This window comes from Psychromonas sp., from assembly GCF_983033635.1.
On the sequence record NZ_CEZLMY010000187.1, the window covers coordinates 1 to 6,413 of the forward strand.

At 37.2% G+C, this 6,413-nt stretch carries 7 protein-coding genes; all 7 read right to left on the bottom strand.

Annotated elements, in window-relative coordinates:
* Positions 1 to 69: 69 nt before the first annotated feature.
* Positions 70 to 975, bottom strand: a complete 906-nt coding sequence (cpaB, locus tag AC4GME_RS16325) for a Flp pilus assembly protein CpaB (RefSeq protein WP_490379784.1) — start codon at positions 973 to 975, stop codon at positions 70 to 72.
* Positions 976 to 1,031: 56 nt separating this feature from the next.
* Positions 1,032 to 2,465, bottom strand: a complete 1,434-nt coding sequence (locus AC4GME_RS16330; RefSeq protein ID WP_490377042.1) for a DUF8689 domain-containing protein — start codon at positions 2,463 to 2,465, stop codon at positions 1,032 to 1,034.
* 1 nt (position 2,466) lies between these two features.
* Positions 2,467 to 3,033 carry an A24 family peptidase gene (locus AC4GME_RS16335; RefSeq protein ID WP_490377043.1) on the bottom strand — a complete coding sequence of 189 codons (567 nt, stop codon included), beginning with the start codon at positions 3,031 to 3,033 and terminating at the stop codon, positions 2,467 to 2,469.
* Between the two features lie 28 nt (positions 3,034 to 3,061).
* Complete coding sequence (locus AC4GME_RS16340; protein ID WP_490377044.1) at positions 3,062 to 3,253, bottom strand: Flp family type IVb pilin; 192 nt, start codon at positions 3,251 to 3,253, stop codon at positions 3,062 to 3,064.
* A gap of 74 nt (positions 3,254 to 3,327) precedes the next feature.
* Positions 3,328 to 3,519 carry a Flp family type IVb pilin gene (locus AC4GME_RS16345; protein ID WP_490377045.1) on the bottom strand — a complete coding sequence of 64 codons (192 nt, stop codon included), beginning with the start codon at positions 3,517 to 3,519 and terminating at the stop codon, positions 3,328 to 3,330.
* A gap of 108 nt (positions 3,520 to 3,627) precedes the next feature.
* On the bottom strand, positions 3,628 to 5,232 hold the full coding sequence (locus tag AC4GME_RS16350; protein ID WP_490379785.1) for a L,D-transpeptidase family protein: 1,605 nt from the start codon (positions 5,230 to 5,232) through the stop codon (positions 3,628 to 3,630).
* Positions 5,222 to 6,091, bottom strand: a complete 870-nt coding sequence (locus tag AC4GME_RS16355; RefSeq protein ID WP_490379786.1) for a helix-turn-helix transcriptional regulator — start codon at positions 6,089 to 6,091, stop codon at positions 5,222 to 5,224. Before AC4GME_RS16355 ends, AC4GME_RS16350 begins: the two co-directional genes overlap by 11 nt.
* Between the last annotated feature and the right edge of the window lie 322 nt (positions 6,092 to 6,413).

The window sequence follows — 6,413 nt, forward strand, 5'->3', positions numbered from 1 at the left end:
GGATAAAATAAATATTATGCTTGTAAAAAAGGGTACTACTCTTTGTTTGATTTTCATTTTTGTAGTCCTTTATCGTTTATTCGTAAGCTGTATAGATTCTTTTTTAACCCCTCGAATAACTTCAACTTTTTGGCTTTTTCTAAATATTCTCGGGTTATCATCTGCAGAAGAAGTATTCGCCAATGTCATCTCAATAACGGGCTGCTTATCGGTAGAATCTTCTTTAGAGACTGTTAGTTGTTGATCGCTAGAATCATCTTCAGAGGCCATTAGCTGTGGATCGGTCAAATCTTCTTCAGAAACAGTTTGATCGTCCTTACTGCCTCTTTGTTCGTTGGGATTTCTAAGCGCTAATTGAATGCCGCCTTTACTTCTGGCATTCATTAATATCCCAGCTTGTTGAAGGTTCAGTTCAAGTGTAATAGCTCTCACAATTTGCGGTTTATTTTCATCATCGGAGGCTTTTTGATCTACTGCCAAAATTTTCACATTTGAGAGAATAACATCAGTCGAAACACTTTTACCTTTAGTTTTATAGGTACTGAGCACATCAACTTTATTTCCTGGAAGTAAAAAACCCGCTACCCCGACCACATCATTTACCCGAATAGAAACGGCCCTCATATTTTTGCCAATCAGGCTTGCTACAGAGCTACCTTCACCTTTTTTGACTAACCTTTCCTGCCTGAGAATATCGCCCACATAAAGCCTTTGCTTAACGACCATCTCCTCTAATAGCTCCTTCTCAGTAATTGCACCTTCAGGCGCTAGACTTTCAGGTATCACTGTAGAGACTATATATTTGGGATCTAAAATTGTCCCCGTAGGCAGTTCAGTGTTAACTGTAAAAACAGGTACTTGCCCCGCAGTTAAATCTGTTGGTTGATTTTCTGCCAGCCAATTCCTTGCTATTAATACTGCCCCTAGCCCGAAAGCTATGGATAGAACAATAAACACTATGGTGTTTCTATTCATATTTCCTCCTGATTATTCGATTATGTATAAATCCCTACAACATCAGCGTTAATTACTTATACAAAGTAACTTTGCCAGGAAAAATCGAGCAACTCTTGGTTAATTTCTGGTGTTAAGTTATTAAATACAATTTGGTCATGAATGATTGAAATTAAATCTCTTGGATAACATGGTAAAAAATCTTTCGAATGTAATGTGAATAGATGGTCAACCAGATAATCAAATTGTTTCTGTTCACACAGAACCCCATTCGCTTCGCACTCCTGGTACCAAATTTCTTTGAATTGTTCTTTATCAAGCCCTAGAAAAGGGATTTTGTACCCCAATCGCCTTAAAAATGCTTCATCTATTAAGTCTTTCGGAGATAAGTTTGTAGAAAACAGCAACAACAATTCAAATGGAGCTTCAAAGTGCTGCCCTGATTGTAAAGACAAAAAATCTCTTCTTTCTTCTAAAGGTACAATCCAGCGGTTGAATAACGCTTTCGGACTTACTTTCTGACGACCTAAGTCATCTAATAATAAAATTCCGTTATTGGCCTTAAGCTGCAGTGGTGCCTGATAGGTTTTTGAATTGTGGTCAAAACGCACTTCCAACATATCTAACGTCAGCTCACCACCAGTAACAATCAACGGCCGCTTACAAAGTTGCCAGCGTTGATCAAAACTGCTACCCAATTTGAGCAGATCATTACTACTGGATTGATAAGTGGTTTGATGAACTTCCGGATCAAATATTTGAATGATTTCATTATTAACTTCTAGCGCATAGGGGATTAATACTTGATCTCCGAAGACAAGATTCAGATGACGGCAGAAATAACTTTTCCCCGTACCAGGTTTACCATAAATTAAAATGGGTTTAATAGAATTGAGCGCGGGGCCAACTTTTTCAATCAATTCAGCTGGAAAAGTCAACTCATTGAAAGCCGCATCTAATTCTGGTTTTGAGAGAGGCGCGGAACGGCTGGACTGGACTTTTGCAACTCGAATATATTGCGCTAAAGGTAAAGGGGCACTGCCAAGATAACCGTTTTTTAAAAATGATTTCTCAGCTTGTAAATTACCAAGGTTACTTAAAGAGTAGCGCATTTGCCCGTCGGAAAGGCTTTGCCTATTTTCAATCCAGGACAATGCCTTCGCCTGCTCGACTAACTCTTTAACTATGCCGCCAGCTAAAGATAATTTTTCGGCCAACTCTCTAAGAGTATATACACCACCAATCTGCAAATGTTTCACTAACAGATCAAGTAGCAAATTAGCAGATAGACCGGTTTCAGCAATTGTTGAAGGTCTAGGCGCTAAATTTAGTAATTTTGTGTCAACAGCAAACTCGACAACCTTTTTAGAAACGTTAGATTCAGATAGCTCAGCTGTTTTTGAAGGCTCGGTATTTTCATTCTCGTGCTCATTATTTACCGATTCATTGGCAATTACATTTGCCTCTGTTGCCTGTGCTTCGTTTTGTTTTTGGAAGTTAAACAGTCCCATTTCACACTCCTAATTGATATCTAAGATTTGAAATGAGCCATAAAACATTTACATTTTGACTGCAAGCCCAAACCCAACCTATGGCGAAAGCTGGCGCATAAGGAATTTTCATTTCCAGAAAACCCTGGTTATCAGGGCGAATGAATTGACGCAGATATAAACAGCGAAAATAGTGTAATAAAACCTCTTTAACGGCTTGCCAGCCCAATTTATATAAAGCAAGGCAGATACTGGTAATAGAACCCGCGACTAAACTATAAATTAACGACCAAAGTAAAAGTTTGACATCTAAGAAGGAACCAATGGCAACCATCAGTTTTACATCTCCTGCACCAAAGAATTTAAAACAAAAAGCAGGAAATAGAATAAGAAAGGCGAGACCCGCACCAATAAAAGCGCTTAAAAGACCAGACCAGCCTGAAAAATAGATCTGTGCGGTAAACCCTGTAATTAAGGTTACTGCGCATAAAAGATTTGGGATGCGTTGGTATCTCAGATCAAAATAGAGTGATATTAAAAATACCAACGATATAATAGAGAGTTTAATAATTAGATCTACATTTTCCATTGCACATCCCGTTAATCTTAATTAGCATTTAGCAATCGGCACTTGCACCACCAACGGCACTTTCAAGACAACCAATAGTACTGCCTACCGCTTTACCCAGATCTGAGAATGCAACAACCAGAGCTCCTGCTACTAGCGCGCCTGCGATCGCATATTCAACAGCGGTTAAACCGCTTTCATCTTGAATAAATTCGGTGAATAACTCTTTAATATTTCTCATTTTCAATCGCTCCTATAATCCCAATTAAACAAGGCAGTGATTAGCCAACCAATCCTTGCACTTATACACAGTGTTTAGCAATCTATACTTGCACCACCAACGGCACTTTCAAGACAACCAATAGTGCTGCCTACCGCTTTACCCAGATCGGAGAATGCTACAACCAGAGCTCCTGCGACTAGCGCCCCTGCAATCGCATACTCAACGGCGGTTAAGCCACTTTCGTCTTGAATAAACTCGGCAAATAACTCTTTGATATTTCGCATTTTAAATCACTCCTATAACCTAATTAAACAAGGAAGTAACGAACCAGCCAGCCCTTGCACCAGCATCCATTGATATATTAATGAATTAACCTCTGGATATAGTTAAGATTAGAAGGAATTATCAGAATGCGTTATCACAGAATTGCTTACTATTGTCTGAAATTGCGCAAGATTTATAATTTTTTTGTCAAGAGAGTAGATATCTGCTGAGAAACGTAACTTACCTTGTTCATCAATCCAAGCCGTTTGATAGGTGATATAAACAGGTAAAGGATTAGTTAAACGTAAGTGGGTGGTTTTTCCAGATTTTAAGGCGGAAAACATTTCATTTTCATCATATGACGCCTCAAAAGTTAACAAATATTTAGCTAATAAATTTGCATTCTCCAGCCTGATACAACCATGGCTGAATGCCCGCAGAGGTTGCTTAAATAAAGATTTAACCGGAGTATCATGTAAGTAGATGGAATGGCGATTGGGAATATTAAAACGATAATAGCCTAACGCATTATTATCACCAGGCGCTTGAACTAGACGATAAGATTGAAGCAATTCAGGTAAGTTCAAGTTGGGATGGTCAATTTCTCTGCTTTGAGAATTATTCCAATAACCTTTTACTAACTGAAAATTTTTGCGTTTTAAAGATAAAAAATCTTTTTTGTATTCAGGTATTAATTCATTATTAATAATATTATATGTAGGCGTCCAACTAGGATTAAGTGTTAGCCTATCTATTTCTGTAACAATTTGTGGTGTTTGGTTTTCGATATTACCGACAATTATTTTCATCTGTAATACTTGCTTGCCCACCTCCATTACTGACAATTGATAGCTTGGTATATTGACTAATAAATATTTATCAGGGGGACGGTTAGGAAGCGTAAACCAACGCCATAAATTGACCTGTAACTGTTTAATGCGCTGCTTAGGTGGAACCTGCAAAGCCATATATGTGTTAGGCCCCAACTCGCCATCGGCAACTAAGCCATGGCGTTGCTGAAATTTTTTTAACGCGGCTACAACAACAGAGTCAAATACGCCCAGGCGATATTTTTTTTGCGCTCTTTGCGGAAGATCGCCCAAACGAACTAAAATTTCTCTAATCCCTTTTACCTGTTGGTGGCTTTGTCCGAGTTTAGGTTTGAAATTAAGATCGAGTATTGGCCATGGATAAGCAGATAAAAACCGGTAACGTGAAATTGCTTTTCTCAATTGGCTTATTTGATCATATTCCGGAATCAATGAAAATAATAACTGATCCGTTGAATCAGCATTAATCGCATTAGCTAACACCGATTCAGCACTGGATAAGGGGGAGCGGCCATTCTGATTATCTAACTTGATTAATTCTAAAAATCCATCAGTTAAAATACGATCATGTTGCTGGTAATTATCTATCGATAATTCATTGATATTGCCAACATCATGCCAACCAAGATCAGCTAAGAGCCAATGCAGAGTACGGCCGGATAGTGTTAAACCACCAGGCTCCAACCAGAGATATTCTTTTTCCGATTGTTTTAAAATATCTTGATAGGGCGTTAAGATTTTTTCTACCGGCTCAGAGAGTAAATCACTTTCATTACCTATTTGATGATTAGATAATAATTTTTGCTGAGCGCTTAGCGTAATAGGGGCCGAAAGAAAAAAACAAATAATCAGGTAAATAACACTATGCGCATTAGCCTTGGTAAGTAAAAGATCATGAAGCATGATATTTTTCTACAAAGTTAAGAATATTTTCCTGTGCTTCAATTGCCAAATCTGGGAATAACTCAGATCTTAACCTTTGATATCTTAAATATGTAATGCTGTGCTCAACATCTCTGTTACCTTTTACATAAGCGGTAGGAGTAATATTGAAATGTTCTTTAAAAGTTCGACAAAAATGCGATGGGTTTGCAAATCCGATTTGATAGGAGATGTTAGTAATAGATTTTTTACCTACAGTTAATAAACGTTCCCCCTCTTCTATTTTACGAGATAACAAATAGCAGCTATAAGTTATGCCACATATATCTTTAAACATATGGCAAATGCGGCTGGGGCTTAAATGAACCTCATTTGACAAATCCTGCAGAGAGGGACTTTTGCTGTAATCGCGTTCAATTATATCTAGTAAAGAACCTATAGTGTGTTCTTTATTCATTTGAGGAAATAGATCATTATTATTCTCTATTTCCTCGCTAAAACACTTTACATAAGTTTTGTTTTTTAGTGTGTAAAACAGATCATGTTTGTCTTGCACTGATAACGGGTGAATAAACAGATCATTAACCCCTATATGTAAAGATTGATGCAATAATGGGATAGAGACCGTAGAGCTGATAACAAAGAACTGTTTGTCGGGGTATCTGTTACGAATAAAATTAATATTATAAAGGTGATTAGAGCTAGTAAAATCCATTACATAAATCACCGCACCTGGATTAATAGTTAAAGTTTCAAGATCATCCATAGAATAGCAATAATCAATATCACAAAGTGGACTTAGTTCTTCTATACAGTGTTGCGCTAACCCCCTATCAAATGCGATTAAAAGCAAACTGCTTACTTTGTGATTAACCATCATTAATATTTCCTTTAAATCGCTAAGGCGTTATTACAAACCTCATTGCATACTAAATAATCAGAGTTTATTGGGGTTCTGTCAAATGAAAACCTGAAGAATGACTTACTTTTTAGAGAGGTTTGGAGAGCCAAGGAAACAGTTATAACCTACGAAAACAGCTAACTCACTGATAATTAAAATATCATCGGCAAGATACTTTAATACATTGAATATATGAAGAGCGAAAATGTTTTTATAATTTTGGACTGTTATTTTTTATTAATGGGTTTATACCAATCCGCTTAATATTATAGTCTATTTGTGGAAGTGCGACTTCAGTCGC

What these genes read in the sequence shown, in the direction of transcription:
- cpaB (WP_490379784.1), bottom strand. Translation starts at nt 975, where the DNA reads ATGAATAGAAACACCATAGTGTTTATTGTTCTATCCATAGCTTTCGGG.
- AC4GME_RS16330 (WP_490377042.1), bottom strand. Translation starts at nt 2,465, where the DNA reads ATGGGACTGTTTAACTTCCAAAAACAAAACGAAGCACAGGCAACAGAG.
- AC4GME_RS16335 (WP_490377043.1), bottom strand. Translation starts at nt 3,033, where the DNA reads ATGGAAAATGTAGATCTAATTATTAAACTCTCTATTATATCGTTGGTA.
- AC4GME_RS16340 (WP_490377044.1), bottom strand. Translation starts at nt 3,253, where the DNA reads ATGAGAAATATTAAAGAGTTATTCACCGAATTTATTCAAGATGAAAGC.
- AC4GME_RS16345 (WP_490377045.1), bottom strand. Translation starts at nt 3,519, where the DNA reads ATGCGAAATATCAAAGAGTTATTTGCCGAGTTTATTCAAGACGAAAGT.
- AC4GME_RS16350 (WP_490379785.1), bottom strand. Translation starts at nt 5,232, where the DNA reads ATGCTTCATGATCTTTTACTTACCAAGGCTAATGCGCATAGTGTTATT.
- AC4GME_RS16355 (WP_490379786.1), bottom strand. Translation starts at nt 6,091, where the DNA reads ATGATGGTTAATCACAAAGTAAGCAGTTTGCTTTTAATCGCATTTGAT.